This is a genomic window from Vibrio ostreicida, assembly GCF_013074385.2.
GTDB lineage: Bacteria > Pseudomonadota > Gammaproteobacteria > Enterobacterales > Vibrionaceae > Vibrio > Vibrio ostreicida.
This window is the reverse complement of the sequence record NZ_JABEYA020000004.1, coordinates 42,787-61,466: the sequence shown is the minus strand read 5'-3', so window position 1 is coordinate 61,466 and position 18,680 is coordinate 42,787. Positions and strand designations below refer to the sequence as shown.

19 protein-coding genes are annotated in these 18,680 nt (G+C 45.1%); 11 read left to right on the top strand and 8 right to left on the bottom strand.

Going from position 1 to position 18,680, the window contains the following annotated elements; genetic code table 11:
• Nucleotides 1-12 precede the first annotated feature (12 nt).
• The 4 genes from HLM86_RS08395 (at nt 13) to HLM86_RS08380 (ending at nt 3,648) form a co-directional block, all read left to right on the top strand.
• Nucleotides 13-1,317 carry an alpha/beta fold hydrolase gene (locus HLM86_RS08395; RefSeq protein ID WP_170882593.1) on the top strand — a complete coding sequence of 435 codons (1,305 nt, stop codon included), beginning with the start codon at nt 13-15 and terminating at the stop codon, nt 1,315-1,317.
• A 91-nt stretch (nt 1,318-1,408) separates the two neighbouring features.
• Entirely contained in the window at nt 1,409-2,080 is a 672-nt protein-coding gene (locus tag HLM86_RS08390) for a hypothetical protein (RefSeq protein WP_076589584.1), read from the top strand.
• Between the two features lie 7 nt (nt 2,081-2,087).
• Nucleotides 2,088-2,984, top strand: a complete 897-nt coding sequence (locus HLM86_RS08385) for a hypothetical protein (RefSeq protein WP_076589583.1) — start codon at nt 2,088-2,090, stop codon at nt 2,982-2,984.
• Nucleotides 2,971-3,648: a hypothetical protein gene (locus HLM86_RS08380; protein WP_170882592.1), complete on the top strand. Its 678-nt coding sequence runs from the start codon at nt 2,971-2,973 to the stop codon at nt 3,646-3,648. Before HLM86_RS08385 ends, HLM86_RS08380 begins: the two co-directional genes overlap by 14 nt.
• A 147-nt stretch (nt 3,649-3,795) precedes the next feature.
• On the opposite strand, the gene HLM86_RS08375 is transcribed toward HLM86_RS08380, so the two are convergent.
• The 3 genes from HLM86_RS08375 to HLM86_RS08365 form a co-directional block, all read right to left on the bottom strand.
• The gene (locus HLM86_RS08375) at nt 3,796-4,935 is read right to left on the bottom strand and encodes a histidine decarboxylase (protein WP_076589581.1); all 1,140 of its coding nucleotides are present in this window, start codon (nt 4,933-4,935) and stop codon (nt 3,796-3,798) included.
• A gap of 397 nt (nt 4,936-5,332) precedes the next feature.
• Nucleotides 5,333-5,704 carry a RidA family protein gene (locus HLM86_RS08370; protein ID WP_076589580.1) on the bottom strand — a complete coding sequence of 124 codons (372 nt, stop codon included), beginning with the start codon at nt 5,702-5,704 and terminating at the stop codon, nt 5,333-5,335.
• 267 nt (nt 5,705-5,971) lie between these two features.
• Nucleotides 5,972-6,532 carry a TetR/AcrR family transcriptional regulator gene (locus tag HLM86_RS08365; RefSeq protein ID WP_170882591.1) on the bottom strand — a complete coding sequence of 187 codons (561 nt, stop codon included), beginning with the start codon at nt 6,530-6,532 and terminating at the stop codon, nt 5,972-5,974.
• A 135-nt stretch (nt 6,533-6,667) separates the two neighbouring features.
• Between HLM86_RS08365 and HLM86_RS08360 the strand changes: the two genes are divergently transcribed.
• The gene (locus HLM86_RS08360) at nt 6,668-7,213 is read left to right on the top strand and encodes an HPP family protein (RefSeq protein WP_076589578.1); all 546 of its coding nucleotides are present in this window, start codon (nt 6,668-6,670) and stop codon (nt 7,211-7,213) included.
• A 161-nt stretch (nt 7,214-7,374) separates the two neighbouring features.
• Here HLM86_RS08360 and HLM86_RS08355 read toward each other — a convergent pair whose 3' ends face one another.
• From HLM86_RS08355 to HLM86_RS08345, 3 genes are all read right to left on the bottom strand, one after another.
• A complete protein-coding gene (locus HLM86_RS08355; protein ID WP_076589577.1) occupies nt 7,375-8,415 on the bottom strand; it encodes a DUF2860 family protein in 1,041 nt (346 codons plus the stop codon).
• 83 nt (nt 8,416-8,498) lie between these two features.
• Nucleotides 8,499-9,713: a sensor histidine kinase gene (locus HLM86_RS08350; protein WP_076589576.1), complete on the bottom strand. Its 1,215-nt coding sequence runs from the start codon at nt 9,711-9,713 to the stop codon at nt 8,499-8,501.
• Complete coding sequence (locus HLM86_RS08345) at nt 9,703-10,365, bottom strand: response regulator transcription factor (protein WP_076589575.1); 663 nt, start codon at nt 10,363-10,365, stop codon at nt 9,703-9,705. The genes HLM86_RS08350 and HLM86_RS08345 overlap by 11 nt, the downstream gene beginning before the upstream one ends.
• A 103-nt stretch (nt 10,366-10,468) precedes the next feature.
• Here HLM86_RS08345 and HLM86_RS08340 point away from each other — a divergent pair, with 103 nt between their 5' ends.
• The gene (locus HLM86_RS08340; protein ID WP_076589574.1) at nt 10,469-11,599 is read left to right on the top strand and encodes a fumarylacetoacetate hydrolase family protein; all 1,131 of its coding nucleotides are present in this window, start codon (nt 10,469-10,471) and stop codon (nt 11,597-11,599) included.
• A 377-nt stretch (nt 11,600-11,976) separates the two neighbouring features.
• Here the strand turns inward: HLM86_RS08340 and HLM86_RS08335 are convergent, their stop codons facing one another.
• Entirely contained in the window at nt 11,977-12,858 is an 882-nt protein-coding gene (locus HLM86_RS08335; protein ID WP_076589573.1) for a LysR family transcriptional regulator, read from the bottom strand.
• Nucleotides 12,859-12,947: 89 nt separating this feature from the next.
• On the opposite strand from HLM86_RS08335, the gene HLM86_RS08330 reads away from it, so the two are divergent.
• A complete protein-coding gene (locus tag HLM86_RS08330) occupies nt 12,948-13,376 on the top strand; it encodes a PACE efflux transporter (protein ID WP_076589572.1) in 429 nt (142 codons plus the stop codon).
• 100 nt (nt 13,377-13,476) lie between these two features.
• Entirely contained in the window at nt 13,477-13,890 is a 414-nt protein-coding gene (arfB, locus tag HLM86_RS08325; RefSeq protein WP_170882590.1) for an alternative ribosome rescue aminoacyl-tRNA hydrolase ArfB, read from the top strand.
• 207 nt (nt 13,891-14,097) lie between these two features.
• On the opposite strand, the gene HLM86_RS20420 is transcribed toward arfB, so the two are convergent.
• The gene (locus HLM86_RS20420) at nt 14,098-14,958 is read right to left on the bottom strand and encodes an AraC family transcriptional regulator (RefSeq protein ID WP_170882589.1); all 861 of its coding nucleotides are present in this window, start codon (nt 14,956-14,958) and stop codon (nt 14,098-14,100) included.
• Between the two features lie 73 nt (nt 14,959-15,031).
• Between HLM86_RS20420 and HLM86_RS08315 the strand changes: the two genes are divergently transcribed.
• Genes HLM86_RS08315 through HLM86_RS08305 form a run of 3 tightly spaced genes read left to right on the top strand, consistent with a single transcriptional unit; the run spans nt 15,032 to nt 18,466 of the window.
• Nucleotides 15,032-15,943 (top strand): PLP-dependent cysteine synthase family protein, encoded by a 912-nt coding sequence (locus tag HLM86_RS08315; protein WP_170882588.1) that lies wholly within the window; start codon nt 15,032-15,034, stop codon nt 15,941-15,943.
• 17 nt (nt 15,944-15,960) lie between these two features.
• Nucleotides 15,961-17,229, top strand: coding sequence for an FAD/NAD(P)-binding protein (locus HLM86_RS08310; protein ID WP_170882587.1), 1,269 nt, complete (start codon nt 15,961-15,963; stop codon nt 17,227-17,229).
• Complete coding sequence (locus HLM86_RS08305; protein ID WP_170882586.1) at nt 17,222-18,466, top strand: propionate CoA-transferase; 1,245 nt, start codon at nt 17,222-17,224, stop codon at nt 18,464-18,466. The genes HLM86_RS08310 and HLM86_RS08305 overlap by 8 nt, the downstream gene beginning before the upstream one ends.
• The last annotated feature ends 214 nt before the right edge of the window (nt 18,467-18,680 follow it).

Genomic DNA, 18,680 nt, shown 5'->3' with positions numbered 1-18,680 from the left:
AAGGAAACGAGAATGAACGCTCACGCATTTATTGACGCAGGGATGCGCTTTGTCCCCCACCTATTTTCCGTGCCTCTCGACTACTCCGATACAACCAAAGGCCACATCGATGTCTTTGCTCGAGAGCTCTCATTAGTCACAGATGAACCGTCCCAGAAGCCTTGGCTAGTCTATTTTCAGGGAGGGCCAGGATTCCCTGCCCCGCGCCAAAATGGCCACTCTGGCTGGATAAAACGGGCGTTACAAACCTACCGCGTGCTGTTACTTGACCAGCGAGGAACGGGGAACAGCACTGTGATTAGCCACCAGACCCTAGCCCACCTATCCCCCCAACAGCAGGCCGATTATCTGAGCCATTTTCGCGCCGACAATATCGTGCGCGACGCCGAACAGATACGCCAACAACTTTCAATCGACCAATGGGCAATACTGGGGCAGAGTTTTGGCGGCTTTTGCTCTTTGACTTATTTATCGCTTTTTCCGCAGAGCTTAACGCGCAGTTACATCACAGGCGGAGTGCCTTCATTGTCCCGTCACCCCGACGATGTCTATCAAGCGACATTTCAACGCACACTGGAAAAAAATCAGGCTTTTTTTGGCCAATTTCCACGCGCACAGCCGCTGTGTCAGCGCATCGCCAATCATTTACTCGAACACGATGTCCGCTTGCCCAACGATCAGCGCTTTACTGTCGAGCAATTTCAACAAATTGGAATTAACTTTGGGGTCAGTGATACTTTTTTGCCGACTTACTACCTACTCGAAAACGCTCTGATTGATGTCGATGGTCAGCCCCAATTACGCTATGAATTTTTACAATCCATGCTGGCCGAACAAAATTTCCAGACCCATCCTATATACGCCATTCTCCACGAGTCTATATATTGTCAGGACTTTGCTTCGAATTGGAGTGCCCATCGGGTGCGTCAGTCATATCAGGCCTTTAATTACCAACCGGGGCAGGATTTTTACTTTACTGGTGAAATGGTTTTTCCATGGATGTTTGACCAATACTTGGCGCTGAAACCGCTGCAAAAAGCCGCCGAACTACTGGCAACCAAACAAGACTGGACTCCACTTTACAACCGCAATCAGCTAGAAAACAACACGGTTCCCGTTAGCTGCGCCGTCTATGCCGACGATATGTTTGTAGAAATGGACATCAGCCGCGAAACGCTGGCAGTGATTCCTCACGCCAAAGCGTGGATCACGAATGAGTATGAACATAATGGGTTGCGCGCTGACGGCGAGCGAATTTTAGACAAACTGTTCGCAATGGGAGAGCAAATCGCGGCAACGCTCGATCAAGAAGCGTGAAATCAGGGCAAACACGACGATCAAATGTTGGTGTTCGCCCTGTCAAATCGTATAATTTGTTTATTGACCTGTAATTGTCTGGATTCAGAATATGTCCTCAAAGTTTATTGAACGAGCTTGGTCTCATTCGTGTGTCACTATGGAAGAAAAACTCGTCTTGCTTGCGCTTGCAGAGTTGGCCGACCGGAGCGGTGCCGTCATTACAACCATGGGTGAGCTTCGAGATATGACTAACGGCTCTGAATCAACCATTGAGCATATTCTTGGTAAGCTCGCCATTGAACAGACTCTGATCTCTCTCAATAAAACTCAAACCAGAAAGCAAGGTAACATCAAGTGTAAACTCAACGTCGGGACGCAACACGCTATACCGGTTTACGCCACGCAATCTGAGCCGATTGACAGAGTGCCACAGTTTCACAAGACTCAGGTTAAACCGCTCAAGGCGGCCACCGGAAAAATGATCAACGTTGTCGAGCTGTCGGCCAATATCATTGAACCATGGGCGGAAGTGATCATGTTTCGCACCGGATTCGCGGGGCAAACCAGTATTTGGGCCAAGTTTGTTGAAAAAGTTCAGGCGATAGGCCAACCCTTACTCAGCCAAGATGATCTCAATAGCCGCTTGCATGCCCACTTACACAGTGAAAAAAGCTACGGCAATAACAAAGGGTTGAGCACCCACAAAACGGCGAGCAAAATGTCGCCCAATCAGGCCTTCAAAAATAAGATGGCAAAATTCAACTTTGATTTTGATGATTAGGTAAACGATGAAAGATATAAACCAACTGACCTCTTCTTGGAGGGAGAAAAATCAGACAAATCAAAACCCACCGACACAGCCAGCACCAAACGCTGTCGCGCCAGTGTCGACCAATCAGCCCCCTGCTGCTCCAAAACCGATGGCGGCCGCTTCCACACTGCAAGGCGATGAATTCAACCGCAATCTCAAAGATGTCCTGCGGCCCTATTCGGTAGAACAGCGCAAACATATCATGGCTTTTTTTGGCAAAATGCAGGAGAACTTCTCCACACAGTTCACGCATATGTACGGTTCAGAGCCCGATGATGAATTTGCCGCATTCGCAGCCGAATTATCCCTTGAGGACGTCGAGCGTATTGTGCATCATCTGCGCGAGCGCTTAGTCGCGGGTAAAGAGTGGCCGCCTGCGTTGGCACTCTTGTCCATGCTCAAAGATTTACCGCTCAATAATGAAATCCTCGAGGCTCGCCACCGGATCCTGATCAAAAAAGAGCCACAAACCCGCGTAGAAAAGTACATCTTTAATCGTAAAAACAGCTACCTGAGATCCCTGTCGGAAAGAAACCTCGCCGAAGAGTTTAAGGTTCTCTACATTAACGCCTACCAAGAAGTGCAAAACAACCTTGATCAAACCTTAGATCAACGAGAAAAAGACGTTGAGCAAAACGTGCTTAAAGTCAAACAGACAGACACGGACCGAGAAGTCGCTCGGCGCGCAGAGCTTGGCATCCGTCCGGGTGGACAGGTCGGCGCTTTGCTCAATCGAATTGACCAACTACGCACCAGTGAGGTCAAACCCATGGAAAATGCGACTGACAAAAGCCAACAAAAAATAGAACGCGAGCAACAGGCATTAATGAAACAAATTTTAACTCAAACAAGCGGCGATAATGAGAACCTTTAACATACTCAAAAGGGAGCGCGATTTCTTCCTTGCTTCCACTGGCCGTAGTCACTGCAAAATCATTATTGACGATTACAGCCGTGAATTGGCTCTTGGTGAAATAGACCTGCATGTGGAAGAGGTGTCCAACAAGTATCAATATTACTCAAATGAAGCGATCTTTAAATTGACCTTACCTATTGAACAACAAAGTTCAATTGATATCTGCACCTTAAGCAGTGGTAAAAAAAACCAATTCATCTATAAAAAGTGCCTATGTTTAGGCGGAAAATGGGAAACAATACTGGGGCAATGGGTGTTCTCTAGCTCGGTAGAAAGCAAAGTCCGTGAACTCGAGAGTATTATTCAATCTGACACCTTGTACTTGCAGATCACTTTTAAGGAAACCGTCACTGTCTTCGATCAAGCCTTAACCCTGTTTGGTTATCCGATTGTGCTCAGTGCATCACCAAAGGCGGTTCAGACAATGAAAGGGGTACGTTTGCATCGAGGTAACATCGCCGTGATGGGGCATAAAACCGTGGTCGTCGCGGGCACCCAAATCCGACTACTTGTTCCTCAGGAAATGCAGCACAACCCTGATTTTCGAGAAGATTTTCTATGTGCAACAAACATCGAAAAAAAACGTAAGCCAAATAAAACAACCGCCTATTCTTGGGAATAAAAGCTGGGCTTCTCTCGAGCAAAGAGCGGCCCACCCTGTTGTAATCCTCAAACCGATCATATTCTTTTCGTATCGGCGATAATAGCAACCCATCCATATTGACTGAACGACCACTGAGAACTCACCAGCAGAGCCGCAGGTATAGCACTATATTGCGAGGTACGTTTGTTCAGAAATAAGATCGTCGATAACCTGATTCAAACGCTGGCGACACGCCAAAGTTTGCCCCGCAATCACAAGGTGAGAGACACCATTGGCCACAGCAAGATGGTGCTTTCTCCACACCACTTCGCAGGGTTTAGGAAAAACGACAATGGGAGAATTGGGATTTCGCCACGCCTCTACGCCGTGCGCCTGCAGAATCTCCACCGTTTCTTGCGCCAACACTAAACAATCCCTGATCCGCTGCTGCTTTTCCGCTTTTGTTGACCCTCGGATATACGCCCATAAAAACAAAGGTGTGATGCCGTTGCGTGAGCCTGATAGCGTTTTGTCTGGAGCATCAATGTATTCGATCTGATGGCTGATCCTGTCTGTATGTGCTTTCAACGCCAAAACAATCCCACAGGGGATCGGTGAACCCAGCATTTTGTGTCCAGACACAGAAATAGAATCAATACCATCTTCAAACGAAAACGGGGGCGGGTTGTCGACATAGGGCACCACCATACCGTGAAAAGCGGCATCCGCATGGAGGTAATACTGCTCACGAGCAAACCCTACACTGTGCAACCGCGCCTGAATCTGAGTCAAATCATCGATTGCCCCCAGCATCGTCGTCCCAAGGTTAGCAAAAATAATAGGGGGCTTGTGCGGATTCTCTCGGAGTGCACTCTCAAGCGCATCATAATCCATTTCACCATTGGGCTGAGAATCAATGATACAGTGCTCTACATTGAGAAAACGTACAATTTTCATCACTGAGTAGTGGGTATCTTTGGAGAAGTACACCACGCCATCTGAAAATCGCTCACGGGCGAGATAACAGCCGTACATATTGCCTTCTGTCCCTCCATTGGTGACATAACCCCATGCCTGTTCGGTGGTGGTATGAAAAAGCCGGCAAAAGTAATCGACAACGTCTTGCTCGAATTCAAATGTGTTCATCGGATAGTTGGACGCTTGCGCCCAGTCACCAACATTATTGATAGAAAACTTAAAGAAAGACCATAAATCCTGATAATCATAATCGGTAGCAACAGGGTAACCCAACATCTGATGTTGGCTGTCGAGGCACAGTTTGTAAAACTCTCTAAGCCTTTGAGTATCCTCATAAGAAAGCGACATTTTTGATCCTTGACATCGAATTAACTGGACGACTAAATGCCCCTTTCCACAGACAATTACAACAAAAAATTGCCCTCTCGATCTGGATGTGTGAGTCAGTATAAAAAATACCCCGTCTTTTTTTGATGAATCACTTAAAGAAAAAAAACCTGAGTACCCCCCTTGGTCGATGTCACAAAACGTCGGAAGAGACGATCCTATCACCCTACCTCACCGAACAGCGATGTTACCCTATTTTGCAACACAAAACGCCTCTCAATAGGAGGCGTACGGGATGGCGCGATATCTCTTCTTGATGGCCGAAATTTCTGCATGATACCAACTGTCTGAAATACTTGGTCAACCTTGCAACATCGCTAACCAGAGCACGAAAACACTGAAGTCAGTGGGCAGATGTTTAGTCCATTGATATGAGGACTTCCATTTCAACGTTTAATTCATCATCAATAAGCCTTGATACTTCGACCAAAGAGCAGGCAGGAAAAACGCCATTATAGAAGGCGCTCAGATGCTCTCTCATCAATGAAAGCTGGCTTATATCTCGTAAGAAAATCGTTGCTTTAATGATATCGGTTACGGTTTTATTTTCCTCTTCCAAGATCAACGTAAGCTGCCTGAGCACTTCTTCAATTTGTCCATCGAGTGCCAATGACTGGGAACGGGTGTTTAGGGCGGTTAGGCCGGAAACATATAAAACTCCCTTATGTTTCGTCGCATGAACATAGGGACCGTGAACCTCAGGCAAAAACGCATAGTTTACTCTTTCCAACCGATTTACCTCACTTTTCGTTCAATATTTGCAGAATAAACATGAAACCAATTAATTTAAGTCATTGAAATTATCAATATTAACGAAAAATTTCAATTCATCTTATGAAACGTAGGTCGCCATACATTGGGCGTCATCAACCCTAAAAAAGTAGAGTTCGAATCTTTACATCCGTCATCATATGGATGGACTCTCAACCTGAAAAGCCAAGTAACGTCACCCGATATGATGTGTTCCACTCATCAAAGACCTCATGATGGCTCTCCCTTAGAAAGAGGTTTTGGATAACGTGTGAATCGCCGAACGATAAAGGGATCTGTGCGGTGTGATATCACCAAATTCAGCTCGAATAATCATACCTTCTAACAACGCCATAATGGCTTCTGATTTGGCTTCTGCTTGGTGTTCATCAACATCAGGATGTTCCGAAATAATTAATTTTATCCGCCCGTTAAGCCATTTTTTATGCAGAGAAGCTGAATGAGCAATAGTATCATCAGAGTCTTTGAACTCCGACATAGCATGCATGAACATACAGCCATGAAAATCCTCAGCACTGAACCACTCGACGTGCCAGTCAATGAACGCGTCCAACTTTTCTTCCATGTTCATGTCCGGTGTCGTGCAACGGCCTAATTCATCTTCAAAACGCCAATGTCTTCGGGCAAGAACCGCCACTATCAGTTTGTTTTTCGAGCCGAAGTGACGATACATCGAAGTTTTCGATACGCCCGCCGTATCGCGAATTAGGTCGACCCCAACAGCCGCATACCCTCTCGTATTAAACAAGGATTCCGCGGTCTCTAATATGTGTTCTTTCGTGCCCATAAATACAGTTCCAAATTTTCAAAAAAACGGTTGCATAATGTGTACAGACTTGTATCATTTTTTAACAGGTACAGATCTGTACTAGGCCCAATGTAGCATAAATATTACTGAAATCATTCATTTTGAGGAAAGGTTATGAACAAACTAAAAGGTGGCGGCTCACTTCCACCACGACCATCACTGCTTCAACTGTCAAAAGGCTTCATTGGGGGAACGCTTGGGGTGTTGTGTTTGTGCCTTCTTGGTCATTACTCAGGCGTACCCTGGTTAATGGCGCCATTTGGCGCCACATGCGTGATTTTGTTTGCCGCACCAACCTCACCTCTTGCTCAACCAAGAAACGTGATCGGTGGTCACTTCATTACCGCATCGATTGGTTTGGCAGCTCTCTACGGCTTTGGTGACTCCTACATCGTTATGTCTTTGGCTGTCGGCGTGGCCATCATGGCAATGCAGTCTCTGCGTGCTGTTCATCCACCCGCTGGCGCTAATCCGATTATGATTATTCTTGCCGGTAAATCTATGGTTGGACTGAGTTTCTTGCTGACGCCTGTTTTAGTGGGAAGCCTCCTGCTCGTCATCATCGCCTCTCTTGTCAACAACTATCGCGCTAAAGATGGCTGGCCCGTGTACTGGCATGGCGTTAGAAGACGCATTGGTCATCAATCCAAATTGGACTGAGCCCATTGAAGTTCGACGTATCCCCTTTTCTAAGCGCGTCATGAATATGGTCGTGTTAACGCACGAGTGGCGAGTTGATTTAAAAATGATCGCCCGACACAAGAGGTCAATGAGCCTGAAAAAAATCAGTGCCCTCTGCCTGTCTTCAACATGCCGGCTTGTCAGAATCGATATTGTATGCCCAATGTCACTAAGTATTCATCATGGTCATAAAAGTCGATGTTGGCGTCGGTGATGTCCCAGCCACCTCTGGCAATGAAAAGGGTATTCTGCCAATCAAATGGCGCAGCATATAAATATGTCGCTGACACACCAAACGTCGTGTCTTCTCGGGTACGCTCCCAAATGGGATGAGTGTCATCAAACTTTTGCAATCCCGCGCTACCCGCTAGCAGAGCAATGTGTCGACCACTCCTGAGTTGAAGTTCCGCTTCGGTACTCACTCGCTGGCTCTTTAGTGCCGAGCCTGACGCGTCAACATCAAGGTAACTGATCAACCACTCAACTCCCCAAGACGCATTCAAATTAGCCCTGTAGTTGAGTTCGGCGTAACTCAGGTTCGAGTTTCGGTCGAGCTGCGCAAGGCTCTCTTCTTGGTCCACCTCATATTTCCCACGAGCAAGCTCGATAGACCAATCTGAACCTAATACTCGGTCATAACTCAAGACGAGGCCTTGAACTGCCGCATTGGTGGTTTCCCTATCTGAGTAGAGTTGATAAGGGTTTTTCCACACTTCTTTCTCTAAAAATCCAGGTACAACACCGATCGCTAGATTTGAACCATCAGACCAATAATGCCGATACCCAGCTTGCGCATAAAAGTCGCTCGCCATCCCGACAATATCGGTTTTAAAATACACCTCACTTGAGCCGTCAAAACGATAGTTCAGATCCCAAAAAGGAATCACGACCGCTTCACTTTGTCGATCTTGTGAGGCCGAGTAGTCGGTAATGTTTGCTTGAGACTCAGTATCCATCACCGAGTTCGTGCCATCGACACCAGTAAAAAGACTGACACTACCATGAAAACCGGTTGTATTTTGTTGCTCAGCGTAGGCTAACGGGGTCGCCAACAGACATCCAACCGTCAACCACTGACTGCACCGCTTCATTGATAATGAAACAGTCCCCTTAGTCCCATTTAAAGAACTCAACGACGGCCTAGATAACATTGGGCAAAGTAACAAGTTTGAGTGGGTCATTATACTATCCTTATGTGCTTAGATAGCCATGACTCTACGCAGGTTTATGTCACAACAAAGTCACAACTCACCGTTCAACTTGTTTAAAAATACACCACCACCATCGCTTTGTTCGATGTCACCGATAAATGATAACGCCAGTTGGCACTCTTACACACCGCTGAAATGATTTCATCACCATGGCCAAACCCTTGCTCACCATGTTCTCGAACATCATTCTCAATCGTGAGTCGTCGTCCTTTCAATTGGATAGAAACATAGCCATCGGTATAACTCATTGCGTTACGAATCAAATTCGCGACAATAACCTTAGCAAAATAACTTTCTACTTCAATCTCCGCGTGTAACCCTTTTTCTAGGTGAATACTTCGACCAAAGAGTAAATAATTATGCTGTTCAATCGTTTCGTCGATCACCGCCTGTAACGACTTTTTGGGCTGACTACCCACCTCTTCTCGACCAAGCAACAAAAAGGTATTGATCAAATTATCCATTTCTTTGTTGGCGACTTGAATTCGATTGATTATTTGCCGTTTTTTCTCATTCGTTTCAGAGATTGTTAGCAGATCGGTCGCGCCTAAAATCACATTGACGGGTGTACGTAATTCATGGCTGGCAAAACGAGTAAACTGCTGCTCTCGTTTCAAAAACGATTGAATCCTAGAATAGGACTGATGATAAGTTCGATACAATGCACCAATTTCATCTTGACGTGACGAAATCGCACTGTCATTGGCATGTTCAGACGGATATTGAATTTGATGCACCAAGCGGTCAATTGGACCGCTAAAGTGACGTGACAGCAAATGGGCAGCGGCTAACCCCAAAATAAACACCACGATCATCATGTAACCGACATACGCCATTACGCCCTCACCATAATCGACCCTTTGAGGGTCCTGTTCAGGAAAATAGACAAAGTGCATCCATTTTTGTTGGAACGGTGAAATAAATGTCACCGTGTGGGCATCACTGAATTCAAACTCTTCGATACCTAGGGTTGAGATCCCTTTAAGAAAGGCCGGCTTCTTATCGTCTTCAAATTCGTAAATGACGACGAAGTTTTCTTCCTGTTTCACCCATTCTCCGGCGGCTATCGATGTTTGTAGAAAATGCTGCTGCAGCAATTTTACACGTTGATTAATAAAGCTGTCTGCTGAAATCTCAGTCGCCGCCCAAGCAATCACACCGATGGCGATGACCACCAATAACATTAGCGCCGAAATCACAGTAAATACTTGATGCCTAAGGTGACGAAAATACCATTGCCTCAATGAATTTTTCACATTAATGAACATTCAGTCGATATCCCTTCCCACGTTCTGTAATAAGCATCCCTTCTGGCAAGGCTTTTCTCAGACGGTATATTTGCGTGCGCAGTGCGCTCGTTTCTTCGGGTTCCTCGCCATTCCAAATTTCATACGCTATATCTTGATTGTCGACTAGCTTGGGCGCTTTTTTTATGAGTAAGCGAACGATACGTTTTTGGGTTGGGTCTAACAAAAGCGTTTCATCATTCACCGTGACAGTATCCGTTCCAACATCATATACCAAAGCACCATATCGAAGCTGTGGACTTAAACGGCGTTGATTTCTTGCCTCTAATGCCTGAACTCTAGCGTGTAACTCTTCTAACTCAAACGGCTTCACTAAATAGTCATCCGCACCCGCTTTAAAACCCGCTAATTTGTCCTCTAGCGTATCTCTCGCTGTCAAAAAGATAATCGGTATATCGGCATGCATACCCGTCCGAATGGCATGACAAGCCGTTAGCCCGTTCATTACGGGCATCATGATGTCCAAAATAATTAAATCGAAACGTGATGCATCCAACAAGTGAATCGCTGCTTGTCCGTTGTACGCAAAGTCAACATCGTGACCAAAGAGCTCTAGATAGTCGCCTAAATTAGCGGCGGTTGCGTGGTTGTCTTCCGCGACAAGTATTCTCATATGATGTCCTTTTCAAGGCCGGTTGATTCGACGTGCAGATTGGTGACGTAACTGTGACATTGACAAGCGTACTCTGATCACATCAAAGAAACGGAGAGTTAAAATGAAAATATCACCAAAAGTCATCAGTTTCACCGCACTAATCGCGTTTTTCCCTTTTAATTACGCTAACTCGACAGAAATCGCGCCGACGGATATGGCCCTGACTCTTGCACAAGTCCTTAACCCATCCGGTCAAACCCACACATTTTTAGTGACTGAAAATACGGGGAAAAAAGTCAAAGCGATCAATCTAAGTCGCCATTATGACTATTATCCCAGTGAACCCCTAAGCTTTATCGAGCGTTACGGTTACGATACCTTATCTCAAGTCAATGATGGCCTCCCTGTACAATCCATTGACCATAAAAAATTACTCGCGGCGGGCGGTGAAGGCTCTCAACATATCGCTGCGGGAACCAACTACTTAGAGCATGGTGAAGAGGCGGATATTGACGAAGTCTTCTTGTTCCCAAAACTTTCCAAACCAACACCAAACTATACCGAAATACGCTACCAATCTGATGTACTTCTAGATTACGAAGTAGAACTGTGCATGAGGTGGGTGAACCCAATAAGCAACCCTGAACAAAGTGATGGGTATGCTGGTATGTTTGTATGTGGTGACTTTACCGATAGAGCAGAGCTTTTGCGAAAGATCGACGTGGATAACGTCACGTCAGGGCTTGGTTTCAGTGACGCGAAAAGTGGTGAAGCGCGCTTTCCAACTGGACCGTACATCGTTGTACCAAAAGACTGGAAATCATTCTTGGAAAATATCTCTCTGGCCACCTATGTGAATGGTGGACTGCGCCAACAAACGTCTGCATCTGAAATGATTCGTCAACCCAATGCTCTGATTGGTATGATTTTAGACAAGGGAGATGAGCCTATCTGGCAATATCAAGGCCAGAATATTCCACTGTTCAATCGACAAGGGATTGAGCCACATCAGAATCTCGTGACAGGTACCCCTGCAGGTGTCGTGTATAACACCCCAGGTTGGAGCTACAGAGTATTAAAATCCATCAAGTGGCTGGCCACCTTTTCATTCTTAGATTCTGGTCCGATAGATTACATTTTGGAGCAATACATCGAAGAAAGCTTTACGAACAAGAACTACCTACAAGCGGGCGATAAAGTCCAGCTCATCGGTACTTATTTGGGGAGCATCGACGTCACTATCACCGACTAAGCACAAAGACTCATCATCTTATAGATCTGGCATTACCGGAGAACACACAAGAAAAATACGTGCCTGAGTATTCAGGCACGTACATAAGGAAAGCAGAGAAATGATACTGAGGCACTATGGACAAAGCACAGTGCCGGGCGTATTCCAGAAATTTAGACATAGAATCAAGTGTGTGGCTCGGGATTAATCAGCTTTGGTGCAGCACTATTAGCCAAGACTTGAACCATAATCAGGGGGCAACAAGGGATGGCGATCAAAACAAGTCAGACAATGTGGCGCGCGAGCGAACCTCTCCGCAAGGAAAGAGTGCCACATAATATTATTACACAAAATAGGCAGGTAAAACCGAGTTACTGACACACGGTTTAGCCTGTTTTTCAGTCCAATAATCGCTTCAGGTTGTCTTCAAGCCAAAGTATCGCAGGGCCTTTACCTGAACGTTTCAAGGTAACAACATCCACTGGCGGACTCCATGTCTTGTGGTCGATGGCAACGTTCAGTTGGACGAGCTGGCCATCTTGTATCGCCGTTTCCACCAGATGAACCGGCAAATAGGCCCAACCCAGATTACCATGGCAGAGAGTGTGTTTAATCGAGGCAAAGCTGTTTGTCCACCACACCTTAGACGCCAACACAGGAAACTGTGGTAGTGTCCCTCCCTGACTCCCGCGCAATAAAAACTGGCGGTATTTGATCGCATCCGTCAGAGACACACCCGCCAAAGCGGCAAGAGGATGCTCAGGGTGACACACCGCCTTAAAGGGCAGGTGGCCAATAAAACAAGGGTGAATATCCTGATGAAAATTCATCTCGGTAAACATGATGCCAATATCCGCCTGATCCGCGATTAAGCACTCAATCACATCCATGCTGGCGGTTGAAATAAGCTCAATCTCGGTGGCGGGAAATTCAGTGGCGAACTGGTGGAGTATCACTGGCAGGCTTTTGACCATTAACGCATCGTCGATCGCCAACCGAATCATTTCTTCATCCCCATTGGCAATCGATTCAACCGACGCATTAAGTTCTTCTACTTGTAAGACAATCGCTTTAGCCTGTTTAAAAAGCTGACGCCCTTGACCAGTGAGAGTGGGTTTTCTGGTCGAACGATCAAATAATTGGAGATTCAAATCAATCTCAAGGTTACTGATCCCCTGACTGACCGCCGACTGAACCTTTCCCAGCTTACGTGCACTGGCCGAGAACGAGCCTTGCTCCACCGCTTCAACAAACATTCTTAACTGTTCAATGTTATACATATCACCATTACTGATAGTTACTATCTTTATTCAATCATAATTAACGATATTATTAATGGCAAATCATTCGTACATAAGTGAGAAAGACTATGACACACAAGGAACGCCTTCTGCACATGGTGCTGTTTGAACTGTTTGCCCTGATCCTAATGGCCGTATTGGCCACATTTATCACCGGAAAAGAAGCCAGCAAAATGGCGGGGCTGGCACTGAGCCTCTCCTTGATCGCCATGGGTTGGAACTATCTCTACAACGTAGGGTACGACAAAATATTCGGCGAAGACCGCAGCAAGCGGACCCTAAAAGTGCGGATCCTACATGGACTTGGTTTTGAACTGGGTATGATGATCATTTCTTTTCCTGTTCTAATGTGGGTATTGCAACTTGGCTTCTGGGTCCTACTGCTTATGGATATCGGTGTGGTGCTGTTCTTCGTTTTCTACGCCATTAGCTTCAACTGGGTATATGACACGGTTCGTCAGCGCATCCTCACCCAGCGGCTCGTGTCATCCACTTAAGTTAAATATCCGTTGACGGGCTTGATTTGCTTCAAGCCCGTAGTATTTAAACGCTATTGGCTTTACACTTCACGCATGAGTCTCTATATCCAGCTTATTCATGCTTCAGATTTCAAACACCATCGCACTTCAAGATTGGGAAATTCAGCTTACCGCGATACGCGCACAGGGCGCTGGCGGGCAAAACGTCAACAAAGTTTCCTCTGCGATTCACTTGCAGTTTGACATCACGCATTCGACGCTCCCGCCCATCTACAAACAGCGTCTATTGGCACTGAGTGACTCACGTATCTCTAAAGATGGGATCATCACGATAAAAGCGCAGCAGTTCCGCACTCAGGAAAAAAATAAAGAGGATGCACTCAACCGTCTGGCGGCGCTTATCCGTTCGGCCAATGTGATCCAGAAAAAACGTCGCCCGACTAAGCCGACAAAAGGCTCCAAAGAGCGACGTTTAAAGGCCAAAGGCATCAAATCTCAAACCAAATCTCTGCGGGGCCGGATAAGCCATTAAGCCAAGCTGGCCAGAGGCAAACACTGATCTCTGCAAAACATCCAAGTAGCCCCTATTCAATCCCCGAATATCACGGCAAATAAAATCCTAGATATGCTCTCAAATAGTCCAAACGATCGACACAAATTAATCACCATCGCCGTGCTGATTGATGGGAAAGGCTGGGAATGAGTCTTTCCGTTTCGCCGCACGCTCATCGCGGTTTCACTACCTTCTTACCGTTCTCCACTTATATTGACTGCGATAAACCACTGGCGTGACCTGAAGATGTTTCTTAAACGCTTCGTTAAACGCCCTGACGCTATTAAAACCACTTTGCTCGGCGACAACGTTGACCGGAATACCAGTGCGTACCAACAATTTTTGCGCTTCCTTAAGTCGCAACTGACAATACAGCTCGGTAAAGGTCGTATCAAAGTCGTTTTTTAACCATCGCTTGAGGGTCGAGTCACTCATGTTTAAGGCTTCAGCACATGACGTCAGAGATTTATTCTCCTCTCCTTGCAAAAATTCAGTTAAATGAGCGAGTTTTGCTTGGGGCTGCACGATCCGATCATCGGCATCAAGCTGGCAGTCACAAAAAAACTGGTGGATGACAGATAATAAAATCAGTACCCGCTCAAACGGCAAACTCTTTTTTATTTTGGTGAGCGGTTCAATGTATATCTGATCATGTTGGGGATCCGCGAGCGATAACGAAACGCCCTGTCGAAGAGTTGACAACCAAGTCATCAATTCGGCCTGCTCTGGGATATTTGAATCCATAAAATCCGAACTAAACAATACCACGATGGCATATTCCGCGGTCGAATTAGTATCCCATACATGAGAAACAAACGGTGGGATAAGAATCAATTCTTTATTGACACTAATAGAAATTACATCACCAATGCATCGATTACCTTTCCCTCCAACTAACATAATGAGTTCGTAACAATCATAAGCATGCCCATCAAATATATCAGGGTGATTATTGAGTTGATGCACCCTGACAGAGCATTGAGGAGAAAAATGTGTAATATTTATTTTTTTCAACTGAGCTAAAACGTCTAATAATTGGCCTACCACCGCCAATTCTAACATAATAAATAGAATAAACTACAGTCTGTTTTATAAAACTAACAGTCAGTGAGAATTGATAATGATATTAAAAGACACCGTTGGAAACACGCCGATAATTAAACTAGAAAATACCTCAAATGATTTATTTTGTGATATTTATGTCAAAATGGAGTTTTTAAACCCTTGGGGCTCAATAAAAGACCGAGCGGCTAAATCAATGCTGGAGTCAGCAATAAAATCAGGTGACATAACGAAAAATACCATATTGGTGGAAGCCACAACAGGCAATACTGGCATTTCATTGGCGGGTATTTGTGCCTCAATGGGGATTAAACTCATTATCGTCATGCCTGAATATGTTTCTGAAGAGCGTAAAAAACTACTGACAATGCTCGGAGCACAAATCGTTCTCACGGAAAGAGAGTTAAATTACGCGGGTGCGGTCAAAAAAGCACAACAAATCGCTCAGCAAACTGGCCATTTCCTCGTTGATCAAGGCAACAACCCAGCCAACCCGCAAGCTCATCAGCAAACGGGCAGAGAAATTATTGATTTCTTCTCTGGCACGCCCGATATCTTCATCGCAGGTATTGGTACGGGCGGACATTGTAACGGAATAGGCAACACATTAAAGCAACACAATCCCAACACACAAGTCATCGCAATAGAACCCAGTCAGGCTGCTGTTTTAAGTGGCATAACGCCTCTTGAGTCGGTCAATTCAAACCACGGTATTCTGGGCATCGGCCCTGGCATTATTGCCAACACAGTCGACACAGAAGTGATTGATAAAATCTACGTGGTCGATGAAGAGCGCGCCTTCACAACAACGCGCGATATTATTAAAAATGAAGGGCTCTTAATCGGTATTTCCTCCGGGGCTTCGTTAACTTGCGCCATCGAACTGGCCAAGAAAAAGGAAAATGAAGGAAAGACCATATTAACGGTTGCTGCTAGCCAATCAGAACGCTACTTCTCAGCCGGTCTGTAGCGGGTAAGGATTATTTCATGAATACACTTGGAATTGTTGGTGGTGGAGCAGGTTGTATTGCCACACTAAACCAGATAACTCAGCATGATCATACCATTCAAACCATATACCTGTTTTCAGAAGACCATGAACAAGTCGGTTATGCTTACAAAGCCGCACCAGACATTTTTATTATGAATACCCGACTGGACTCATTAACTCAGTTTAATGATGTCCTGCCCATTAATCAGTGGTTGGACAATAAGAACAAACACTATGAAGATGATGATTACATCCCACGTGATTTATATGGTAAGTATTTACAATCTGTCAAAGAAAGGATTTTAGACACCTTATATCAACAAGGTGTTAATTGTGAAAATTTACCACGTGCTGACTATATTAACAGTAATGGCAATGTCATTTCCAATGATCGAGAATATTGTGTTGATGCCTCTGTGATCAGTATCGGATTTGGCAGTGACTTATTAAATGAATCTTTATTTGAAAAAATAAAAAACTGTGATTCAAGTCAACCTATCACCTTGTATGGCTCTGGGTTAAGCTCTATTGATATTATTTTATTCGCACATAAAACTAATCCAAACTTCAAATTAAATTGCCGTTCACTTTCAGGCCGATTCCCAAGAGTTAGAAGCCAATTTAAAAGTGATGGCGATTCTATATTTGATGGATTACAGGATAGCGAAATTACGTATGAAGGGGTATTGAATCGCTTCCATCACTGTTTAAACAATGAAACTGAAAAAGGCATTGTTTATGATCCTAACTTTAGCCTAACGGATGAAATTCAGTATTGTGAGTCGACCCTTCCTGAATGGCAAAGGAAGCTTTATAACGGTACCTCCAATTACTTACAGGTTTATCAACAGCTTTCTCATCAGGATAAGCGTCGGTTTTTCGAAAAGCGTTCATCGTTTATCGAAACACGAGCGATGTTTCCATTAAAAAATGCCAAAAAGCTCGCCACCCTGATCAACGACAAACAGCTAACCATTGAAAAGGGGGCCTATGACCCTCAATCATCAAAAAGCCACGAGGTCTTAGGATTTAACCAATCCAGTCGTCTCGATTTTGTCGAAAAAAGCCGTTTACCCCGACACTCAATTTTTGGTGTCGATGTCGACCATACCTGCCAAGTGAAAGATCATCGCTCGATCTTTTGTCTCGGCCCATTAACCAACGGTAGCCGCTATTTTACCGAGGCCACCTCTCTCACGGTGCGGGACGCTGAGGTCATTGTCCAATCTCTAACCAACAAGCAGGAGCGAAGAACTTATGCGTGAGAATGATGTCATGCGTTTTCGCCACCTACTGAAAGGCGTGGATGTTGTCGATATCCTCGCCTTTGGCAGTGCGATTTCTCCCGAATATCTCATTAACTTGTTAGCTCAAGCCAGTTGGAATGGTCGATATAGTGAGAGATATGGCTTCATCGGATCCTCTTTGCCAGGCAACGGGTGGCACGCTGGCTTCAATACACTACTGTGCGGCCATCATGTCGATTGGGTGATTGGCGGCTTTTTTGGGACTGTAGACCATATCAATGCCCCACTAAAACAGAATCAAATTGAAGTCCATAATATCCCACAGGGAATCGCCAGCTTACTCTTAAGTACCGAAGAGAGAACCGTCACGAGTCACATCGGTATCGGCACGTTTATTGACCCTGTACATAAAGGGACATTGGCCAACAGAGATCACTGCCCTAAACTGACAGTCAGTCGGCGAGTTGAAAACAAGATAGGGTACACCATACCCAATAGTGATTTACTACTGATGAGAGGCAGTGGCAGAACAAAAAATGGGATGATTGTGTTGGAAAATGACCCGATCGACCTCGATTTAGACGTTTGTCTAAAAGCGGCAAAAGCCAGAGGAGCAAAAATTGCTATTCAGATCCCCGATCGCATTGTTCAGCAACCTCAATTGGTTTGTGACGCATCACTCTTTGACGAGGTGTTTATTGCACCTTCTGCTTTACACAAGGTCACGTTTTTGCCACATCGTTATCACCTCAATCCAGATAATCTTTCTCGACGTTGTGAAGTCGCCTCGAGGCTTGCTGAACAACTCTCTGAACGTATTACCTTAGATGAAAAAGTGATTGTCGGTATTGGCCTGCCTGTTCCCGCTGTTAATATCATTCGCAACACACCTAACCGACGGCCCTTTTCCACTTACATTGAATCTGGGATGCTTGGAGATATCCTCTACGATGGCGAAGGGTTTGGATATTGCTACAATGGGAAAAAACACCTTTCTCAAAATCAGATTTTTACAAAAATATGGTCTGGTGATATTGACCACGCGATTCTCGGAGCGGGTGACATTGACCAAAACAGAAATATTCATGTGGCTGAATTAGGCGATAAATTCTTTGGTGTGGGTGGTTTTATCGACATCAGTCAGTCCATTGATAAACTGACGTTTTGCCATCGAGAAAAACCTATTTCTGAGTCCCTTCCTGAGGTCAGTTATGCCAATAATCCCAAACAAGATGTGATGTTTCTTTGCGGTTAGAAACTCCAAAACCTTTTTCAAAAAAGCATCATAGCCTCAGTGAGCGTAGGATTTTTTCCTAGAGAACATCCGACGTGCACTGATGGTTAACCTCCTCATCGGATCAAGGTTGGGCCTTTCATTGTTGTTGACCCATCCATCAATAGACGTCATTTTTCATTTATACCGTATCTAGGTCACTAATTCTGACTATTTGTACCTGACAAAAAAGCAA